Consider the following 17904-nt stretch of genomic DNA (forward strand, 5'->3'; position numbering starts at 1 on the left):
ATGAACTCCCCGCCGAGATGCAGCCCGACCCAGATGGAAAATGCAAAAATGACCGTCGTTGTGCCGAAGAGGATACGGGGGCGATGCTCACACCAGTTCAGGAGGGGACCATATCCACGCCGCAGAACCGCCACCAAACGTGTATCGTTGTGACGGCCGACGGATTTCATCACCAGAGCCGCCAGCACCGGCACCCCGACGATGCAGTAGAACAGTGAAGCCAGCAGGGCCATGATCACTGTCTGCGCCATGGGCCGGAACATTTTGCCCTCGATGGCCTGAAGGGTCAGGATCGGCAGATAAACCATGACAATGACAAGAATGCCGAAGCTCACGGGCCGGAGGACTTCCGACGCCGATGCAATCGCAAGAGTAGCCAGCGGCGTCTTTTGCCCGCTGGCCTGATCCCGCGCGCGGTGGGTCATGAGGCTTTCCACCACGACAAGGGAGCTATCGACGATCATCCCGAAGTCGATGGCACCGAGACTGAGCAGATTGGCCGAAATTCCGAACCAGCGCATGCCGGTCATGGCGCAGACCAGCGCAAACGGAATGACGGACGCGATGACCAGAGACGCCCGCCAGTCACCGATGACCACGATCAGAACGCTGATCACCAGAAGCGCACCGACGACAAGGTTTTCCTTGACCGTTCTGATGGTGCTGTCCGTCAGTGTCGACCGGACATAATAGGGTTCAAGCGTCACGCCTTTGGGAAGGGAGCGGCAAATATCGGGAAGCGCAGTATTGATGGCGGCCAGCGTGGCGTCGGAACTCGCTCCCATGCGCATCATGACGACGCCGATAACGATCTCGCCCTGACCATCCCGCGTGACCGCCCCAAGCCGTGTTCTCGGTCCCATGGAAATACGCCCGACATCCCGCAGGAAGATGGCGGAGCCGTTGGCGTTGGTCCGGACCGGGACGGCCCCGAAATCCTTGAGCGAACCAATCAGCCCGCGCCCGACGACGATCTGCTGTTCCTCGCCATGTTCGATCCAGCCGCCGCCGGATGCGGAGTTGTTGCTGTCCACGGCCCGGAAAACGTCATCGACCGACACACCGAGCGCCAGAAGGCGGGCCTGATCGAGCGCCACCTGAAAGGTCTGTTCTGCGCCACCGTTGACATTGACGTCCACGACACCCGAAACCAGCTTCAGCTGAGGCGCGACCGTCCATGTCATCAGACGGTTCAGATCCATCAGGGAATAACCATCGCCCTTGATCTGTAACTGCATAATCTCGCCGAGACCGGTCGCCAGCGGTCCGATATTTACGCTGATCCCGGGCACGGATATCGCGTCTCTGGCCTGCTGAAGCCGTTCCTGCACACGGGCGCGGTCGAGATTGATGTCCGTATCGTCAGCAAACTGGAGATAAACCACGGAGACGCCGGATCGGGAGACCGACCGGAGATCCGTCATCTCCGGGATGCCCGCCATGCTGGCCTCGATCGGAAAGGTGATGAGTCGTTCGACCTCTTCCGTGGCAAGACCCGGCGCAACGACGGACACAAGAACCTGCCGGGGGGAGATGTCAGGCACGGCTTCCACAGGGAGGCCGCGCACGGCGACGCATCCGGCGATGAAAATCAGACCGAGCACCCCGAGCACCAGCCAGCGCCGGGCCTGAAGAGCGGAGAGAAATCTACGCATGACGCTCTCAGTCTCCGTCATCCATATCCGACACCAGCATCACCGCCTTCAGGGCGAATGCACCGTGCGTCACGATCCGCTCCCCGACTGAGAGGCCGGAGGTGATGACTTTCTGCCCATTGCCCGAAGCCCCAACATGCACCTCCTGTGGCCGGAAACGGTTCGGACCCGCTGGCACAAAGACGAAACTCTCGCCGTTGATTTCCGTGACAGCGCTTTCTGGCACAATGATGCCTGCTGTCTTTTCGCGGGTCGGCAGATGGGTATTGAGGAACATGCCGGGATGAAGACGGCCTTCCGGATTGGGAGCAACGCTTATGACACGAACGAGGCCCGTAGCCGGGTCCGCCATGTCCCCGACCGAGGTTATCTTCGATGTCAGCAGGGTCGTCCCTGCGTCCGACACGAGTTCCGTGGTCTGCTCCCCGCCTTCCACCACCTGAGCGGCGTCCTGCGGGAGGATGTCCGAGACAATCCACACGGAAGAGATATCGAACAGGGTCATCAGTTCCGTGGAGGGAGAGACATCGTCCGCAACACCGACGAATACATTCTGCACTTCCGCAGCTGCGGGTGCGATGATCGCCGATGTTTCATCGGAGGTGCTGGTCTGGACCCTGTCGGATTCCGTAACGGAATTATATTCCTCCTTGAGCTGATGGTTCAGCGTGTCGATATCGGCTTGTCGGGCGGCAATATCGTTTTTCGCTGTCTGCAAAACTGCCAGACGACGTTTGGTCTCACCAGCAGCGACCGTTGCGCCTTCGAGCAAACGTCCCCGACTGTAGGAAGCGGCGGCGTTCTGGTAGGCCGCCTGCGCCGTCGCCAGCGCAGACTGAGCTCTGGCCATCTCAAGACGGACCAGATGCAGGGAGTGATCCTGATAGGTGAGAAGCACCTCGCCTTTATGGACATGCTGTCCGGGAACAACGGCTATGGTCAGAACTTTTCCTGAGCCCGCCGGGTGAATGCGAACGTTGCGGTTCGCTTCGGACATGACGGTTCCCATCGCATCGAGAGTCTTGCCGAGCACGCCGGACTGGACCACTGAAACCGTCAGGGCGGCATTGGTCTGCGCCGCCGCTCCCATCGTGATGATCGGTTCGTTTTCCGCCGCCGCTGCGGGGTGCCTTAACATGCCAGAGAGACAGAAGAGCGCCAGAAGTCCCCTTCCGCACCTGACAGCAACAAGTCTGAAACTCACTGAAACTCTCCTGCTGCGATTAAGGTGCGGATAATGGCGACATGCCAAGCGATCTCCGCCTGATTACGTATCTGCTGTGCACTGTATGCGGCGGTTCTGGCAGTTTTGATGGTGGCGCTTCCCTGCCCGGGCAACCAGAGTGGAACGGAGACGCTGCCTTCGTAGGTCGTGTAACCTTCGTTACTGCCTATGGCATGATCGTCAAAATACTGACCCGATACTGCTGGGCCACCTGCAAACCAGAAGCCAGCAGCTTCGGCCCGAGCCGAAGCTGATCGAAAGTTCGCATTCATTTCAGTTCGACCCGGATCGATAGTCCAGGCCGCCTCCGCACCCTGAGAGAATGTGAGGTTCTGGCATTTGGCTTTTGAGATAGTTTCCGAAAAAAGGAAAATGGTGATCAGGATAAAAGAAATAAAAAATGCACTGATTTTTGGAAAATGGATACCTACCCATTCTGCATTGCGATTTATGGCCAGATAATTGACATGACGAACACGCATGAAACTAGGTCGGCTTTCTGTATCGTCGCATTAAAGAACTGCGACACGATTTTCAGCATATCAGCCGAACCTGACAGCTTCCTGAACGTCATCGCGAACAGGTGTCAGAAAGTTTTTCTTTTACAGGCAGAAAGGAAAACGTTTGTGTTACCCATGAATTGTTCGGATGCCATGATCACTCGATCGCCCAGAATGAATATTGTTTTCTGTTGTGATCAGACTGAAATATCTGAAGGAGTGACCAACTGTTTAGGCTGGAAGTATGATGGTGTGATATTTTCACGCGAGTGGAAGGAAGCATTAAGGGACAGATACTTCTTTGGTGGTGCCACGACCAGGAACGCGATGCGAGCAGCAATACAGTGATCGCAGGCTTCGCTCTTGGTGCCGAGCCAGGAATTCGGGATCAATCCGAAAACGGTGGGGATATGGCGGAAGCGTCAGGCTGTCGAGGATCAGAAGACCGGTCCCCAGGAAACGGGTTCAACGGCCCTGTCCGGAATAGACGAAGCGATGGTTGTGACTTTCCGGCGACACACTTTCCTGCCGCTGGACGAATGCACTTATGTGTTGCAGCCCACTATCTCACATCTGACACACTTAGTGCTGTATCGCTGTCTTCAGCGTCATGGGATTTCACGCGGCCTTTCACGACGTCTGGGAGGCATCAAAGGCGCGATCCACTCCCATTCCTCGTCCGTCATGTCAGACGGATAGCGTTGCGTCTTGCGAGTGATCCTGGCCATCAGACCCCTCTGCTCCGGCATCCACATCCAGAGCTTGAATCATATCTCGACGATTTTCCAAACAGGCTCACACAACTACGCCTGTATAAAAAGCATCACAGCAAACCCTTTTTTGGGCGAATGAATGCGTTCTGAGCACATGACGATGGAATATCGAAGCTGGTAAATAAGTAAGAATAGACTCATAAAATTAATAAAAAATCACTTTCAAAGCCATAGACTTCATACGATTGCCATCAAATAAATACCAAATAATTAAAATTATATTATTTAATAAAGAATAGTTTTTATTTAATATTATGTTATTTTTCACTATTTATTCCATAAAAAAATTATACTTTTCCATGTTGATCTATACCAATTACAATATAGAGAAACGAAAACGGAACATCCCCTCACACCCATCACTTGCACACAATTATGGAGACACATAAAAAAACCAACATAATCGCTAGTGAATGAAAATGTCTATTTTATCATTGAATTCAGAAAATACACCCCAATCCATTAGTTCTAACATCAACATACAAGACGCTAACGGAAATACACTGACGCCTATTCATGTCAAAATAATAAACTCGAGACTTTCAGAGTCGTGCACTTTTAATGCAACCATCCCCATAGATGCAACATATAATAGCATTCCATTTTTTGACGGTGGCAACTCTATTGATATTTACGCGAACACCACCTCGTCTGGCTCAGGCAATACAACCAGTGAGGATAAAATATTTTCGGGGAAAATTGACAGATCTACTTTCAATCCACCCAAAAGAATATTGAATTTATCCGGACGAGACTGGTCAGCCAGTCTCATAAATTATGAAATATCGGGTGAGTCATTTTTAAATATGACAGCATCCGACGCTATAAGCTATCTTGCAAATCAAGTTGGTTTATCAACTGATATTGATAATACATCTGGTTTTATTGGTCAGTTTTATCAATATGAGCATAAGGCGCATGGTCTCTCCGGTATGCATAGATATCAGACTGCATGGGATTTATGTGTTGGTATGCAACATGAATATGGGTATGATTTATGGGTCGAAAACAAGACCCTGCACTTCAAAAAGAAGTCTGAAAGCGATAATATAATCACTCTGGAATGGCAGAATCAGACAGATAATTCCAGTAGTTACCAAAGAGCTATTCTCGATATAAATTTATTAAATAATCATATTTATTCAGAAGAGATATATGTAAAAGTATCTTCATGGGATGCTCGTCAAAAAATAATACATTCAGCACAATACCCAGAAGGCAGCACTTCCGGGCATGCTTTCAATTTCACGGCTCCCATTGGAACAACAACAGATCAATGTAAAAATATAGCGCAAAGACGCTATACAGAGATTATGGCGCACGGAAGGAATATAGAATTATACCTACACCCCTACCTAAATATATCAACAAGACAACTAATAAAGATAAATGGAACAGGAACTTATTTTGACTCTACAGTTTATACTGTTGATCAGGTTGTTATTGAGTACAGTGGAAAATCCACAACAAAAAAGGCGATTCTAAGACCTCGATAGACAGAGAAGACCAACAAAATGACACAGCTGCATAATTCCATAAACATGCTTATGCATTCGCATACAAACAGAATTGGACGTGCGAAATTCGGCATTGTAAGTGCGCTCGATTACAAAAATGGATTAGTAAAAGTACGATTACAACCCGATAACTGCGAGACAGGTTGGATATGTGACGCAGCAATCTCCGTCGGAGAGGCTACCATTTACTCTCCATCACCAGTAGGAACTCATGTTTTTGTTGATACAGCGCATGGAGATGGAGACAACTATGTCGTTGTAAGCCGTGTTTTTGATTCAACGACACCACCACCAACATTTACCAGCCTGAACAACCAACCTGTCTCAGTCGGACAATTCGGTATAAAAATAGGAAATATAGAGTTCTGCATTGAAAAAACAGGTATAAAAATAATTTCTGATGTTGAAATTACCGGCAATGTGACTGTTTCCGGTGACGTAAAAGCATCGGATATTTCTCTATCAAGTCATACACATTCAGGTGTAAAGGCAGGAACAGACTCCACAAGCCCACCTCAATAAAATAAACTTCAGGATATAAAAATGTCCGATATATCTCATACATTTGGATATGATTTAGATATTTCAGATACTGGTGATCTAGCTATCGTATCAGGTTCAAACATTGGAAAACAACGTATTACGCGACGTTTGTGCACCAATCCCGGTGATTATATTTTTTGGACTGATTACGGAGCAGGCCTTCCTCAAAGAATAGGAAATACTGACACATTAAACGATCTCACATCAGTTATATTAGAACAAATGAAAATGGAAACATCGATTTCACAGTCTCCAACTCCTTCCGTCAAAATGTACGCATTAACAGATGGAACAAAAAAAATCAGCATACAGTACTCAGATTCAACCACTGATGAAACAACATTGATGGAAATTTAGCATGAATCTATCTTTACAAAATTTTTCAACATTGGTTTCAAATTCATGTACAGCAGCTCAAAGTGCATGCTCATCATTGATGGATTTTACAACAGGCTCAGTTTCAAGATCAATTTTTGAAGCCAACGCCACCGTCGCTCTCTGGATACAATATTTAATTCTTCAAACCTTATCTGTCACCAGGCTTGGGACATCGTTTGGTGATGACGTTGATTCCTGGATCGCTCAATTTGGGATTACCCGTCTGCCAGCAGCTGCGGCGACCACAACTGAAACTTTTATTTGTTTAACTCCAGATGCCTCATCAGCAACAGTACCCGTCGGTGCTATCGTCAAATCCTCTGATGGAAGCATATTATTTTCTGTCATAAAGGATCAGACAAATCCATCATGGTCAGAATCGTCAAATGGTTATATTCGCCAAAATGGTGTTGCATCCATTACATGCCCCGTAGAATGCACTGTCGCGGGCTCTGTTGGAAATGTTATGTCGGGTGCTCTCAATACCTTGGGCACTCAGATCTCCGGTATCGACACTTGCACAAATCTGTCAAGTGTTAGCAATGGCTATGACGAAGAGACTGACGAATCAGTAAAATCACGTATAAATCTATGGTTTTCTTCATTATCTTCGGCAACGTTATCTTCCATAGAATATGCCATAGAGAGCACTTCACCAAATATTTTCTACCAGATTATCGAAAACAAGGATCCCTCCGGTTACTATAGAGCCGGTTTTTTTTATGTAGTCGTTGATGATGGATCGGGTAATATTTCGTCTGACAGCATTAATAAAATCACAACAGCCATAGAATCTGTTCGTGCTTGTGGTGTAGAATTCTCTGTGATTGCATCAACAATAATTCCAGTATCGGTTGTGGTGCCTATAACAGTAAAAACCGGAACAGATACGACAGGTATAGAAAGCACGATTACAACAAGTATATCAGATTATATCAACAGCCTGACGGTTGGCGCAGTATGCAGCTACACAAAAATATCCAGTGTCGTTTTTTCTGCCTCTGAAAACATTGTAGAATCCATTGGAGTCATAACGGTCAATCAGCAGTCTATTGATGTCGGCGGTCAAACTGGCACTGCAGTACGATTGAAAGACGTGGAATTTTCTGTATCTTATACTTAGGAAAAGATAATGGCTACCGGCGATAATGAAGATATTTTCAAACGTATTCGCTCTACATTACCTCAATCATGGTTTCCTTCATCATCCGAAAATGCAACACCAGTACTCGATGGTATTTTAACCGGACTGGCATGGCCTTGGGCTATGCTTTATAGCTTGCTGGAATACACAAACAATCAAACGCGCCTTGATACCAGCACAGGAAACTTCATAGATCTTGCCGCCTCTGATTATTTTGGAAGCAACCTACCACGACTGACAAATGAAAGTGACGCTTCTTATATAGCCCGCATAAAGCAGGAATTTTTCGTCAAGCGCAATACGCGGGAAGCATTTGATACCGTAAAAGCAGCTGATAGTACAATTGAAAAAATCACCGAGCCCTGGAGCGCGGTAGATTGCGCCTGTTATGGACGGGATCAATATGATGGTACTAGTCTCTGTTATGGTTCAAGAAGCGCTCCGGGAACGGTTTTCGTACAGATTTCAAAAGAAGCGTCACTCTCTGTCGTATCCCATGAATTAACGGATATCAAAGCAGAAGGCACAGAAGTCATGCTGGTAGTCGAAAGCTCCACTTAGCTAGCGCTCCAGTTTTACACATAATCAGAAGCTGGAAAAACAACCAGAAAGCAAACCCCTTTTTCAGGAAGGCCCGGTTGAGCATCAAGAATCTTCAATTCTGCATTGTGCAGACGCAAAATCGAAGCCACCAGACTCAATCCCAGACCGCTGCCGGGGATATGCCTGCTTTTATCAGATCGGTAAAAGCGCGATAAAACAGCCTGCCGTTCGTCAGGCTGTATGCCGATGCCTGTATCTTCGACGGCGATAAAAGGATGATGTCCGGTCATACTGACGGAAATCCGGACCCTCCCACCAGCAGGCGTAAATTTTACGGCATTATCAACAAGATTTCCCAGCATTTCGATCAAAAGATCTCTGTCACCACTTACAAAAATCTTTTTCTCTGGGCACAGAGCCTCGAACTCAATACCTTCACTCTCTGCAATCGGCTCATAGAGATCGACAATATCGTACACAAGCTCAGCTAGATCTATTCTGGCAAATGCTGCACGCCCCTTGCTGTTATCGATCTCTGTCAGCCTCAGCAAAGCTGTGATAATCGAAAAACACTGATCAAGATTGCCGATTGCGCGTTCAATCACACCCCGCAAGGCGTCCGCTGATAAAGCCTGAGGACCAGAAAGAGCCCTTTCCAGTCCTACGCGAACACGGGCCAGAGGTGTACGCAGATCATGGGCAATATCATCCCCCACACTCCGCATATCGCGCATGAGCTGTTCCAACCGATCCAGCATCCGATTGACGCTGCCAGCCAGTCGCTGCAATTCGTCCTGTTGAGTCCCTGCGGGCAGCCGTTCGTGGATGTCTCCCTGCATGATGAGGTCGACAGCTTCATGCATCTCCTTCACACGGGTCAGAGCCCTGTGGCTCAGCCATGTTCCCGCCATAAGGGCAAACAAGACGATCGGGACAAGAGTGACGAGCGAAGCATGCCGGAGCATGAGTTTCTGCTCATCCAGAACATGCAGACTACGACCAAGCACCACAATATGTCCGTCCGGCGTTCCAGCCGCAAGAAACCTCAATGTGTAAGGACTGCCCTCCTCCGGCTCCATCACGATATTATGGAGCTTGCCATCCGCTACCAGACCCTCCGGCCATGAACGCAACTCGCCTGCAACTGGCTGATGGGATGCCGTGAAAATTCCAGCCTCATTAACGACAAGTCTCAAATCGTCCGTGGCGCGCTCGCGGATGACATATTCAAGATGCTCTGGCGGCATCGCCAGTAGCAGTTTCATTTCCCCTTTGAGCACCTGACCGGATCGACGGAATTCGAACGATGTCATCTGCGTGTAGGTCAGACTGAACTGCACGACGATGGTGCCCAGCATCGCCAGCGCGAATGCGAGTCCCAACTTGAAGCGCGCTGTCCGAAAAAGAGCCAGCCGATCACTCTGAAGAAAATTTTTCAGCAGAATGCTCCTAATCAGAAGACTGAAGGGTAAACCCTGCCCCCCGAATACTGTGAATCAGCGTCTGCTCGCCGGGCGCATCCACCTTGCGACGTAATTTGCCGATATGCACATCCACCAGATTGGTCTGGGGCGTAAACCGATAGTTCCAGACTTCCTCAAGGAGCATCGCCCGTGTCAGAATCTGGCCGGGACGCCGCATCAGATATTCAAGAAGCCGAAATTCTCTGGGCAATAATTCGATTTCACGCTCGTCCCGCTTCACCGTGCGATCAATGAGATCCATCGTAAGAGGACCGACACGCAGAACAGTCTGACGCGTATCGTCCGGACGTCGCAGAAGCGCTTCAATCCGGGCGATCAACTCCACCATGGCAAACGGTTTTGTCAGATAGTCATCCCCGCCCGCCTTGAGACCACTCACCCTGTCATCAACCGCTCCAAGTGCGGACAGGACAAGAACGGGGGTACGCCCGCCCTTCTGCCGAACCGTCTCAATCAGGGAAAGCCCATCAAGTTCTGGCAGCATACGATCAACGATCATGACATTGTACTGGCTGGTGAGCGCCTGTTCCAGACCCGCACTCCCCGTCTCTTCCAAAGTCACGAAAAAACCACGGCTTTTCAGCTCTGCTGAAATTTCTTCAGCAATATCAGCATCGTCCTCGACAAGCAGAACCCTAATCTCTTCGGCGCCATCAAGCGATGTAGTGGTCATATCTATCATCCTTCACCGATGCCCTGCACATGCCGATCTGACCACTAAAATCCTTTTCAGAGTCAATGCGGGTACCACATCCCAAATCATTCCATCCCTGCGCAGGACAATGCTCTTGAACCCAGCCCGATTAAGTCCCGTTTGCGCACCGTTGACCAATCAACAGTGCGAATAAACAACCAGCACCCGCACGAAGACCACCAGCCCGTAAAAACTGTCTATGTATATAGCGGAACTGCGCCTCATTGGTTCAGACAGAAACTCGCCTCTTCATAACAACGTGTTTTGTCGTCTCCACGATATTCCGAGCAACTGATCCTCAAAGCGATGGGGCAGAAAATGTATCGCACTGCTTGATATCGCCGCTGCCAAGCCCACGACGGAACCACGTGACACGCTGGGCTGAGGTGCCGTGCGTAAAGCTGTCCGGGACCACATAACCCTGCGTCTCTTTCTGGAGCCGGTCATCACCCACTGCCGCTGCCGCATTCAGGCCGGACTCCACGTCCCCGTTTTCAAGAATATGTTTGGCGTCATCGGCCCGCTTTGCCCACACGCCTGCAAAGCAGTCTGCCTGTAGTTCCAGACGGACTGATTGACTGCTCGCTCCCCTCTGAGCCGCGCCATACTGCTGGTTCATCTGCTGCATGATGCCCAATTGATTCTGGACATGATGCCCGACCTCATGCGCCACGACGTAAGCCCGGGCAAATTCGCCACCAGCGCCTAGACGATCCTGCAATTCCTGAAAGAAACCAAGATCGAGATAGACTTTCTGGTCAGCCGGGCAATAGAACGGACCTGATGCGGTCTGCGCATAACCACATGCCGAGTTAGTGCCGCCGCTGAAAAGCACCAGATGCGGCGCATGATAGGTTTTACCCATCTGCGTGAAGTAACTGGTCCAGACATCTTCTGTAGAAGCAAGCACGCGGGCGATAAACTGCTTTTGAGCGTCATCGGCTGGTGAAGGTGCCTGAGCAACGGTCTGACTGGTCGGAGCAGAACCGGCGCTTCCTTCGAGAAGATTCAGAACAATCTGTGGATCGACGCCAAAATAGAGCGCTCCGAGGATCAGCACTACCCCGCCGATGCCGCCGATACGCAGAGGCATGCGCCCCCCGCCGCCCCCGCCAGAACCGCGCACATCCTCAATATTGCTGCTCTCGCGTTCATCATCCAGACGCATAATTACGGGCCTCGTCGTGTCATTTTCAGCGCCGTTGTATCACCTGTCACCGCTTCATGGGAAACGTTGAAAACACAGGCTTTTCCAGACACATCCCCTGAACAGGACGAAAACCCCGTAAAACGTGACGGCGGCAGTATCTCCCCTTTAACTGACCGGAGATCTGACGAGCATCATCTTCCGGAAATCGTCTGAAAATGCCGCCATCCGAAGAAAGCGGCACTTTCCGGCAATCAGCTTTTTCTGACTGCCCACCCTGTCTCTTTCAGTGGCAGGGACAGTATGAGCGCAATAACAATACCGACAAGAAGCGGCATGAAGGCGTGCTGATACTCTTGGAGTGTCAGATCGGTGCTTTTACCCATCAGGGCCGAGACAAGCGGCGACATGACACCGGTCGTGCCGAACACGAGGAAGTTCATCACGCCAGCAGCCGTCCCTTTTACTTCGGGAGGATTGGCCTCTTTCATGGAAGAAAACGGAATCATGGCCGCACCAGAGGCAATCCCCATGATAAGCGCGACCGAGTATTTCGGCATCACGCCAACCGGCAGATAAACCGCACAGATCGAACAGGCGAGAAGAACGAGCGCGCCCCCGATCAGCACCGGCTTGCGCCGTCCGATCTTGTCGGAAATCCATCCCAGTAGCGGACACCCGATCACCCACCCGATCGGCACCATCGAAACATCGGAGGCCGCAAACGCCATGGTGGTGTGCTCGCCGCCACTCAGCATGGAAGCGCCCCATCCGAGCGCGCCAATCGTCGTCGGTACGAACAGGAGGCCACCAATCAGACCCGCATACCAGCTCTGGGGGTTGGAAAAGATGATTTTGAAGGGCTTGAGCAGATTGCTCATGGTGAGATCACCATGATGATGCGCGCTGTCTCCGGCGTCACGCGGCATGATGACCCAGACTGCCGCCGCGAGAGCCAGTCCGATCACGCCAAAACCCAGCCAGACATGCTGCCATGCGGCATGAACCGATCCATTGGGATCGATCAGCATACGGGTCGGCTTGGAGCCGAAAGCCGCACCGGCCATACCGAGGCACTGTGTCAACCCCACGAAAAGCGCGAGCGTACGGGCCGGAAGATAACGGGCCGCGACGTAGGATGAACCGACAAACGCACAGATCGCACCGATAGCCTGAATGACGTAGCCCCCGATACCGGCGACAGCGCTTCCCTGCGCGAAGATCAGGCAGCCGACGGCAGTGATTCCGATGAAACCCGGCAAAATGGCATGTGCACCGTAACGGTCCAGCAGCACGCCAACGACAAGCGCCATCAGCGCATAAACAATGTAATAGGACGCGATCATCAGACCGAGATGGCTGTTACCCCACGCGGTCGCCAGCTCATGCTGCATGATGCCGGGCGCTGACCGGATTGCATATTGATAGAAGTAGAACAGTGCACAGAGAAACCAGGCCAGCACATATATCGGCTGGAGTTTCTGTGGCTGTGCGGCGGGGACGGCGGTCGGTTTGGCGGACGCGCCTGCCGGTGGTGCTGTTGGCGGCATGAAGTCTCCGTAAGGGATGGCGTTCAGACGAAACAGGCGACCCGAAGGCCGCCTGCCTGAAAAGCGCGAAGCGATTTATTTCGCTGGCGGACGACCGTTGGCAGTCGCCACGTGGCGTCCCCACGAAATCAGTTCGCTTGTGCAGTCATCACGAGGAATCACGCATTCGATCAGCACCGGTCCACCTTTGTGAGCAAGGGCTGTTTTGACGGCGTCATCCAGTTCTCCGATGGTCGTGGCCCGCAATCCCTTGCCTTTGCCATCCTCGGCGTTGAACGTGTCGATGATGCCCGCGTAATTCCAGTTCTTGATGTTGTTGTAAGGACCGTCGTGGATCTCCACTTCGATCGTGTAGCCTGCGTTATTGATCAGAAAGATGATCACCGGCAGATTCCGACGGACCATCTGGCCGACTTCCTGTGCGGTCAGTTGGAACGAGCCATCGCCAACCATAAGGATGTTGCGACGCTCCGGCGCGGCGACGGCGTAACCGAACATGGACGGCACCGACCAGCCGATATGCCCCCACTGCATTTCGTATTCCACCCGCGCGCCACGTGGCAGTTTTGTGCGGGAGACGTTGAACCATGAATCGCCTGTCTCGCCGAAAATGGTGGTTTCAGGCGTGACGATGGACTGAAGCGAGCGCTGGATGTGCTCACGCGTCAGCTTGCCATCCTTCTTGGCGTTTTCTGGCACGGTCTCCGTCACACCACCACCGATGCGCTTGTACTCGACCATCGTCGCATCTTTCTTCGCCTTGCCGGCAAAGTGTTTTGCTACGCCGTCAAGGACATCGCGGAGATGGATGCTGTCGAAAGTCTGCTCACCGACTTTCGTAATCTCCTTGTCCGCGACAACGACGTTCGCGCCACGCGGCCATGCCGTCCAGCCTTCGGTCGAATAGTCATTGAAGATGCAGCCCAGAGCGAGAACGCTGTCTGCCCAGTTAAAGATGTCCACAACCTTTGGCGAACTCGCGCTCCCCCAGAAAGTGCCGATATAATTGGCGTGATCTTCGGGGAAAAAGCTCTTGGCGGCGCCCATGGTGGCGACACAGCAGCCCAGAGCGTCAGCAAGACGGATGGCCGCTTCTTCAGCACCAGCCGCACGCAGCTTGCTGCCGATCAGGATGACAGGCTTTTCCTTGCCTTCGATGAATTTCGAAACCGCTTCAACAGCAGCTTTCAGCGTGGCGGCGTCAGAAGTCGGTTCGTTCAGCAGGGCGCTGATCGGGCCGGGCGCACGGCAGGGCTGGGCGGAGACGTTGCAGGCGATTTCAATGTAGGCCGGCTTTTTCTCACGAAGGGCCGTGCGGATCGCATGATCGATCTTTTCCGGCGCATCTTCAGCGGAAATGATGGAAACAGCCGCACAGGTCAGCTCTTTTGCGATACGGAGCTGATAGCCGTAATCCGTCGTGCCGATGGTGTGATGCAGGATATGGCCGCTGGCGTGATCGTTGGAATTCGGCGCACCGGAAACGAGGATGACCGGCAGGTTCTCTGCATAAGCGCCACCAATGGCGTTCAAAGCGGAGAGAGCGCCGACACTGAACGTCACGACACAGGCAGCCGCACCATTGGCGCGGGCATAGCCTTCCGCCGAAAAGCCGCAGTTCAGTTCGTTCGAGCAGTATACCTGCTCACAGTTCTTGTTTTCCAGAAGCTGGTCGAGCAGGACGAGATTGTAATCACCCGCCACCGCGAAATGATGTTTCAGACCGATCCGGGCGAACCGTTCTGCGAGATATGTGCCGACAGTATAAGCCATGTCTTTTTATCTCCTGTTGTCCGTCCGACTATTGCTGAAAAGGCAGATAGCGGAACGTGACGTAAACCGTGTTCCCTGTCGTCGCGGGATTGACGCTGTTGCCAAACCCGTCGTTGCCGCTGAAGGCGAACTTGCGGATGTAGGTGTATTGCAGGCCGCTCATCACGCTGCCGTAATGGCCGTCCAGCAAGTGCCACCATCCGCCGGCAGTGAACGAGGCAAGTGTTCGGGTCTGCGCATTGCAGGTTCCGAATTCGACATCGCAGCCGGCAAGGTTCAGGTCGCCTACGCCGTACCCGTACTGGTTGCCATCCGCTGCGGTGAAACGCTTTCTTCCGGCGGCTTCGACACCGCCATAAAGGTACAGCAGCACGGAACTGGTCGGATGACCGATCAGTCCGAGCGCGCCCCTGATCTCGGGAATGGGTGTCATCTGGCCTCGACTGTTGAACGTCGTGTCCGGGATGAGAGTGGGGCCGTAACGCCCGATCCCTTCGCCCGCGATGACATTTCCGGCGAGCTGGAGTTTCGGCGTTCCGAGCGGGACGGTCATGCCACCCCCTACCCCGCCGCCAAACCGCGTGTCCTTGTGGGTGTGAGCCGCTCCCGGCGACTGGATGACGGAGCGGAACCAGCGTGCCAGACCAAACACCTCATAATGACCGACAGACGTATCCACAGCCCCTTTCAGAACCACGTCGGGCGCGGGGTTATCCGTATAACTCGTCTCGGGGTTAAGCAGAGCGCCACCGCTGTTCTGATAATACACCCGGGCACCGACTTTTTCGTTTCCAACGGCAGGCAGATAGCCCCCGGAGGACATGGCTGAGGAAAACCCGACAGTGGCCTGAGGATCTTCAATTGAGAGCGACAGCCAGTATTTCTCCCCCAGTCCTTTGTCAGACGAATCTGCGGAACGCGGGTGAAGGTAATGCCGGGGATCTGGTTGTTATCGGTGACCGCGGGCAACTGCTCGCTTCGGGCCAGAACGCCCTTTGCGTAGTTGGTGGTCAGGCTCCATGCCTGTCCCATGAGGACATGGAAGCCCCAATTCTTATCGGCAAAAGTGAAGTAACCCTGCCGCAGGCGGGGCACATAGCCGCTGATCTGCACACTGTTGGTGCTGCCGCCGGAACCACCGAAATCCGTCTCGATATAGGCCTGCAGACGGATGGCGCTTGTCGGATTTGCCTCAAGCAGCGTTGAAAACCGGCTGAGCTGGGCGGAAAGTCGCTCTTCACTCAGCCCATGATTGGGGCTGTTGGCGTAAGGAAAATTATTCCATGCGGTCGCCGGGCCGCTGCTGAGGTTCGAATCACGCCAGATATTGGAGAGCTCCAGAAATCCACCGAGCCTGACGGAGATATTGCCGATACTGAAGACGGGTGGCAGATGATCCACGGCTGTCTGGGTAATGGCCAGCGGGCTGGATGAACTCAGATCGATTGAGGATGTTTTTTCCTCGGAAGCCACAGCAACCGGCTGCGGCCCCGTATCATCAGGTCCACCCAGATGAAGGAAGGGATGTGATGAGTGAGGGCGAACCCGGTCATCGGAAAAAACAGGCTGCGGTTCGACGGGCGTATTATCATCATTGGAGGCGAACGCGGTCTGGCTGTTGGCGTGGGTGGACCCGGCAGACTGGGCACGCGCCACCGTCTGTCGCGTTTTTCCTACCTCCTTGTGGGCAGAAAGAGACCGTCCCGGATGACGATGCTGCTCTATGACCAGCACCTTCTGTTCAAGCTTTTTGATCTGCTCCTTGATGAGCGCCAGATCAGCGTCATCATCCGCTCTGGCCGGAGACGCATATGTCACAGCCAGCCCCATCACCCCGGCGCACAGCGTGACAACGCGAGCAGGCTTTTCCAGTCCGAGAAAATGAGAAACAAAAATACGCGACATCAAGAGCTCTTGTAAAAGTGATTTGCGGGCAATGATTTGACAAAAATCAATCGTGAAGTGAAATTTTTTTTACAGCTTCAGAATGGCGCTCGATTCAGGACAAGCCCACCCGGACAGCTGGAATGGGCCCGGCAGCCTGCCTTGCCGAAAAGAAGCGGGCGTTAACATCCCGGACAGAATTCAGAAACAAATTACCGGACAAAAACCTTGCATTCCGTTTTTTAGCACCCATATCCTTCAACAAGATCAAGACCATGGCCGCGCTGCCTCCTTGAGGGGCGCCCTTCATGGCCCTGACCGTCGCCTCACTTCAAAGGGACAAACAGGAATATGGACATTCAGAAATTTACCGAACGTAGTCGTGGCTTTCTTCAGGCCGCACAGACGATTGCGCTTCGCGAATACAACCAGCAGCTCACGCCAGAGCACCTGCTCAAGGCGATGCTGGATGACAACGAAGGCGCTGCCTCTTCGCTGATCAAGGCCGCTGGCGGCAACCCGCTCGGCGCGCTTTCCGCTGTTGAAGAAGCTCTCGCCAAACTGCCGAAAGTTCAGGGAGGCGGAGCCGGTCAGCCACAGGCGACGCCCGACCTCGTGCGCCTGCTCGACAACGCCGAACAGGCCGCCCAGAAAGCCAATGACTCTTTCGTGGCGCAGGATCGTCTTCTCGTCGCGATTGCGGCGTCTGACACCGCGGCCGGTCGCGCCCTGAAAGACAATGGTGCATCTGCCGATGCGCTTGAAAAAGCCGTCGCCGCTGTCCGTAAGGGCCGCACCGTCACCAGCGAGAACGCCGAGGCGGGCTTCGACGCGCTGAAGAAATACGCCCGCGACGTGACCGCCGTGGCGCTGGCCGGCAAGCTTGATCCGGTGATTGGCCGTGACGAGGAAATCCGTCGCGCCATCCAGGTTCTCGCACGCCGCAGCAAGAACAATCCTGTTCTGATCGGTGAGCCGGGCGTTGGTAAGACCGCCATCGTCGAAGGACTGGCCCAGCGTATCGTCAATGGCGACGTGCCGGAGGCGCTTCGCAACAAGAAGCTGCTTTCCCTCGACATGGGCGCGCTGATTGC

At 52.7% G+C, this 17904-nt stretch carries 13 protein-coding genes and 4 pseudogenes; 7 read left to right on the top strand and 10 right to left on the bottom strand.

Annotated features, from left to right (window positions below; all coding sequences use genetic code 11):
- The 3 genes and pseudogenes from B3759_RS02030 to B3759_RS02040 form a co-directional block, all read right to left on the bottom strand.
- The coding region (locus B3759_RS02030) for an efflux RND transporter permease subunit (protein WP_291363129.1) at window positions 1-1655 on the bottom strand (1655 nt) is incomplete at its 3' end.
- A 7-nt stretch (window positions 1656-1662) separates the two neighbouring features.
- Window positions 1663-2859 (bottom strand): efflux RND transporter periplasmic adaptor subunit, encoded by a 1197-nt coding sequence (locus B3759_RS02035; RefSeq protein ID WP_291363131.1) that lies wholly within the window; start codon window positions 2857-2859, stop codon window positions 1663-1665.
- Window positions 2860-2962: 103 nt separating this feature from the next.
- A pseudogene (locus B3759_RS02040) lies at window positions 2963-3362 on the bottom strand (TolC family protein); the annotation flags it as partial.
- Between the two features lie 345 nt (window positions 3363-3707).
- Between B3759_RS02040 and B3759_RS02045 the strand changes: the two are divergent.
- Window positions 3708-4004: pseudogene (locus B3759_RS02045) on the top strand (IS481 family transposase); the annotation flags it as partial.
- Here B3759_RS02045 and B3759_RS02050 read toward each other — a convergent pair.
- Window positions 3995-4135, bottom strand: a pseudogene (locus tag B3759_RS02050) (IS5/IS1182 family transposase); the annotation flags it as partial. The pseudogenes B3759_RS02045 and B3759_RS02050 sit on opposite strands and share 10 nt — an antisense overlap.
- A gap of 437 nt (window positions 4136-4572) precedes the next feature.
- Between B3759_RS02050 and B3759_RS02055 the strand changes: the two are divergent.
- From B3759_RS02055 to B3759_RS02075, 5 genes are read left to right on the top strand one after another with little or no spacing between them, the layout of a single operon-like run.
- The gene (locus B3759_RS02055) at window positions 4573-5649 is read left to right on the top strand and encodes a hypothetical protein (RefSeq protein ID WP_291363133.1); all 1077 of its coding nucleotides are present in this window, start codon (window positions 4573-4575) and stop codon (window positions 5647-5649) included.
- An 18-nt stretch (window positions 5650-5667) separates the two neighbouring features.
- Window positions 5668-6192, top strand: coding sequence for a hypothetical protein (locus B3759_RS02060; protein WP_291363135.1), 525 nt, complete (start codon window positions 5668-5670; stop codon window positions 6190-6192).
- A gap of 21 nt (window positions 6193-6213) precedes the next feature.
- Window positions 6214-6570 (top strand): phage tail protein, encoded by a 357-nt coding sequence (locus B3759_RS02065; RefSeq protein ID WP_291363137.1) that lies wholly within the window; start codon window positions 6214-6216, stop codon window positions 6568-6570.
- 1 nt (window position 6571) lies between these two features.
- On the top strand, window positions 6572-7714 hold the full coding sequence (locus tag B3759_RS02070) for a baseplate J/gp47 family protein (RefSeq protein WP_291363139.1): 1143 nt from the start codon (window positions 6572-6574) through the stop codon (window positions 7712-7714).
- 9 nt (window positions 7715-7723) lie between these two features.
- Window positions 7724-8296 carry a hypothetical protein gene (locus tag B3759_RS02075; RefSeq protein WP_291363141.1) on the top strand — a complete coding sequence of 191 codons (573 nt, stop codon included), beginning with the start codon at window positions 7724-7726 and terminating at the stop codon, window positions 8294-8296.
- Window positions 8297-8310: 14 nt separating this feature from the next.
- On the opposite strand, the gene B3759_RS02080 is transcribed toward B3759_RS02075, so the two are convergent.
- The 6 genes and pseudogenes from B3759_RS02080 to B3759_RS02105 all read right to left on the bottom strand — a co-directional run bounded on the left by B3759_RS02080 (window position 8311) and on the right by B3759_RS02105 (window position 16756).
- Entirely contained in the window at window positions 8311-9636 is a 1326-nt protein-coding gene (locus B3759_RS02080) for a sensor histidine kinase (RefSeq protein ID WP_408736437.1), read from the bottom strand.
- A 91-nt stretch (window positions 9637-9727) separates the two neighbouring features.
- Entirely contained in the window at window positions 9728-10435 is a 708-nt protein-coding gene (locus tag B3759_RS02085; protein ID WP_291363145.1) for a response regulator transcription factor, read from the bottom strand.
- 319 nt (window positions 10436-10754) lie between these two features.
- On the bottom strand, window positions 10755-11624 hold the full coding sequence (gene ypfJ / locus B3759_RS02090; protein ID WP_291363147.1) for a KPN_02809 family neutral zinc metallopeptidase: 870 nt from the start codon (window positions 11622-11624) through the stop codon (window positions 10755-10757).
- Window positions 11625-11857: 233 nt separating this feature from the next.
- Window positions 11858-13153 (bottom strand): MFS transporter, encoded by a 1296-nt coding sequence (locus B3759_RS02095; protein WP_291363149.1) that lies wholly within the window; start codon window positions 13151-13153, stop codon window positions 11858-11860.
- A 75-nt stretch (window positions 13154-13228) separates the two neighbouring features.
- Window positions 13229-14926: an alpha-keto acid decarboxylase family protein gene (locus B3759_RS02100; RefSeq protein WP_291363151.1), complete on the bottom strand. Its 1698-nt coding sequence runs from the start codon at window positions 14924-14926 to the stop codon at window positions 13229-13231.
- Window positions 14927-14954: 28 nt separating this feature from the next.
- A pseudogene (locus B3759_RS02105) lies at window positions 14955-16756 on the bottom strand (hypothetical protein).
- Window positions 16757-17161: 405 nt separating this feature from the next.
- Here B3759_RS02105 and B3759_RS02110 point away from each other — a divergent pair.
- Window positions 17162-17904: Clp protease N-terminal domain-containing protein (locus tag B3759_RS02110; RefSeq protein ID WP_291363153.1), on the top strand; the 743-nt coding region annotated here is incomplete at its 3' end.

Source organism: Acetobacter sp. UBA5411, assembly GCF_002409645.1.
In the GTDB taxonomy this organism is placed as follows: domain Bacteria; phylum Pseudomonadota; class Alphaproteobacteria; order Acetobacterales; family Acetobacteraceae; genus Acetobacter.

Bases quoted from the DNA above. Each gene is read 5' to 3' on its own strand.
- B3759_RS02055 (WP_291363133.1), top strand. From the start codon at position 4,573: ATGTCTATTTTATCATTGAATTCAGAAAATACACCCCAATCCATTAGT.
- B3759_RS02060 (WP_291363135.1), top strand. From the start codon at position 5,668: ATGACACAGCTGCATAATTCCATAAACATGCTTATGCATTCGCATACA.
- B3759_RS02065 (WP_291363137.1), top strand. From the start codon at position 6,214: ATGTCCGATATATCTCATACATTTGGATATGATTTAGATATTTCAGAT.
- B3759_RS02070 (WP_291363139.1), top strand. From the start codon at position 6,572: ATGAATCTATCTTTACAAAATTTTTCAACATTGGTTTCAAATTCATGT.
- B3759_RS02075 (WP_291363141.1), top strand. From the start codon at position 7,724: ATGGCTACCGGCGATAATGAAGATATTTTCAAACGTATTCGCTCTACA.
- B3759_RS02080 (WP_408736437.1), bottom strand. From the start codon at position 9,636: ATGCTGGGCACCATCGTCGTGCAGTTCAGTCTGACCTACACGCAGATG.
- B3759_RS02085 (WP_291363145.1), bottom strand. From the start codon at position 10,435: ATGACCACTACATCGCTTGATGGCGCCGAAGAGATTAGGGTTCTGCTT.
- ypfJ (WP_291363147.1), bottom strand. From the start codon at position 11,624: ATGCGTCTGGATGATGAACGCGAGAGCAGCAATATTGAGGATGTGCGC.
- B3759_RS02095 (WP_291363149.1), bottom strand. From the start codon at position 13,153: ATGCCGCCAACAGCACCACCGGCAGGCGCGTCCGCCAAACCGACCGCC.
- B3759_RS02100 (WP_291363151.1), bottom strand. From the start codon at position 14,926: ATGGCTTATACTGTCGGCACATATCTCGCAGAACGGTTCGCCCGGATC.